This is a genomic window from Candidatus Obscuribacterales bacterium, assembly GCA_036703605.1.
Classification (GTDB): domain Bacteria; phylum Cyanobacteriota; class Cyanobacteriia; order RECH01; family RECH01; genus RECH01.
On sequence record DATNRH010000536.1, the window covers coordinates 1 to 2422 of the forward strand.

Consider the following 2422-nt stretch of genomic DNA (forward strand, 5'->3'; position numbering starts at 1 on the left):
CGCCCTAGCTGCTACCAACCTCCGCATTACCGATGACCTGAGTACCAACAACAGTCCCATTAGCCTAGATATTGATGGTAACCTCCGCTTGGTGGATGCCACCATCGCCACGGGCGGCGGACAGTTTAGCCTAGAAAGCGATGGAGCACTGAGGATACTTGGCAGCGGGGCGATCGCTACCAACGGTAATAATTTGCGCTTAGTGGCTACCAGTTTACAGATTTCTGAAGCGATTGAGCTATCCACCGCTGGTGCTAGGAGCGGCAACCTGTTTTTGCAAGCCACCACCGGCAACCTCACGGCTGGAAATTTGACGACGGCGGGAAATCAAGGCGGTGATATCACAGCGATCGCTCGACAAGATCTTATCCTAGGCAATCTCGATGCTAGCGGTACCGGCAGCGGTGGACGCATTACCGCTACGTCAGAAACCGGCGCGCTCACCGTCGGCAATCTAGATACCTCCGGTTCCCAGGGTGGGGATATTAACCTAAATGCGATTACCACTCTGCGCACTGGCAGCATCCGCAGTCGCGGCACGGTAGGCGATGGCGGCAACGTCACCATTGATCCCATTGATGTAGTGGTGGAGTGGATTGATGCCCAAGGTGGCAATGCGGGCCGGGGTGGCAACTTGGATATCACCGCCAGCAACACCATTCGGCTCACCGGTTCTTTCATTGATGATGCGGGGTTAGCGGCCAGCATCGCCACGGGCGGTGGTAGGGGTGGCGGCAACATTACCCTGCGCCACGGTGGTAACGGTGTCGTACCCTTCATCGTGGGTGATGCTAGTACCAACGGTAGCGCTGCCGTCCTCAGCAGTCGTACTTTTACAATTGACCCCGATTCTTTCCTGTTTACCTACCAAGAAGGTGAGGAGGCTGGACGTATTCGCATTGTCAGCGTACCACCACCGGGGCCAGTGGATCCAGAACCACCAGGGCCAGTGGATCCAGAACCACCGGGGCCAGTGGATCCAGAACCGCCGGGGCCGGTAGATCCCAGTGACCCATTGCTCACGATCGCTCCCCCAGAACAAGACGTTCTCTCCCCCCTTCAAACTACCGATCTTTCGGAGGTCACTCTAGATACCTTGACAGATCTAGAGACCTTTTTTACGGAACAGTATGTATCCCATCTGTCCTTACCTGATACTGAAATCTCTACTCTGGAAGAAATCCAAGACGATCTGCGAGTTATTTCTGATAGCGTTGGTGTGCGGCCGGCTGTGGTCTACGCTGTGTTTACGCCTCCCGTTCTCAGCCCTGATCCTTTGCAAGATTTGGAAACTAACGCTATCGGCCTCAATAGTCCTAATTCCAGCGGCGATCGCCTTGAGGTCGTCCTAGTGACCCAAGAAGGACAGCCGATTCGGGTGCTGATTTCCGATGCTACCCGCGAACGAGTTGCTACAGTTGCCCGTCAATTTTATCTATCAGTCACCGATAGTAGCCTAGCTAACACTCGCCTCTACCAGGCTCCCGCCCAACAACTCTACAGTTGGCTGATCGAACCTATCGAGGCAGAGCTGGAAGCCCAAGGCATTCAGCATATTTCCTTCGTTCTTGACGGTGGGTTGCGATCGCTCCCCATGGCGGCGCTCTATGATGGCGATCGCTTTTTGATTGAAAACTACAGCATTGGACTGATGCCTAGTCTTAGCTTAACGGATAACCGCTACGTTAGCCTGCAAAATCTAGGTATCTTAGCTATGGGAGCCTCCGAGTTTCCTGACCAAGAACCGTTGCCAGCCGTGCCCACTGAGCTGAGTCATATTTCCTCAGCCCCCTTCTTGAACGAAGACTTTACGCCAGAAGACCTGAGACGCCAACGCCAACGCACCCCCTTTGGCATTATCCATCTTGCGACCCACGGTGAATTCTTACCCGGTGGCCCAGACAATTCCTATATTCAGTTTTGGAACGAGCGCCTAGGTCTGGACGGGTTGCGATCGCTTGGCTTAAATAATCCACCGGTAGAACTAATGGTGCTCAGTGCTTGCCGCACGGCTCTGGGAGACTCGGAGGCTGAATTGGGCTTTGCTGGACTAGCGATTCAAGCTGGTGTTAACTCTGCGATCGCTAGTCTTTGGTACGTTAGTGATTTAGGTACCTTAGCGCTCATGTCTGAGTTTTACGATCGCGTAGGAACAACAACTATTCGTGCCGACGCCCTTCGCCAAGCTCAACTAGCGATGCTGCGAGGTGAGGTGCTGCTTCAAGATGGGCAACTGCAGACCACAACCTCCTCCCTAGAATTGCCCTCTAACTACCAACTACCCGGACGACAAAGCGTATCCCATCCCTACTATTGGTCTGCCTTTACAATCATTGGTAGCCCTTGGTAATCTTAAGATAGGATAACTGCCCCATTTTGTAGGATCAACATCATCTAATATCACGAGATCATACGTCATCTT

At 53.3% G+C, this 2422-nt stretch carries 1 protein-coding gene; it reads left to right on the forward strand.

Annotated features, from left to right (window positions below; translation table 11 throughout):
- Window positions 1-2350: CHAT domain-containing protein (locus V6D20_11585; protein ID HEY9816425.1), on the forward strand; the 2350-nt coding region annotated here is incomplete at its 5' end.
- Window positions 2351-2422: the final 72 nt, after the last annotated feature.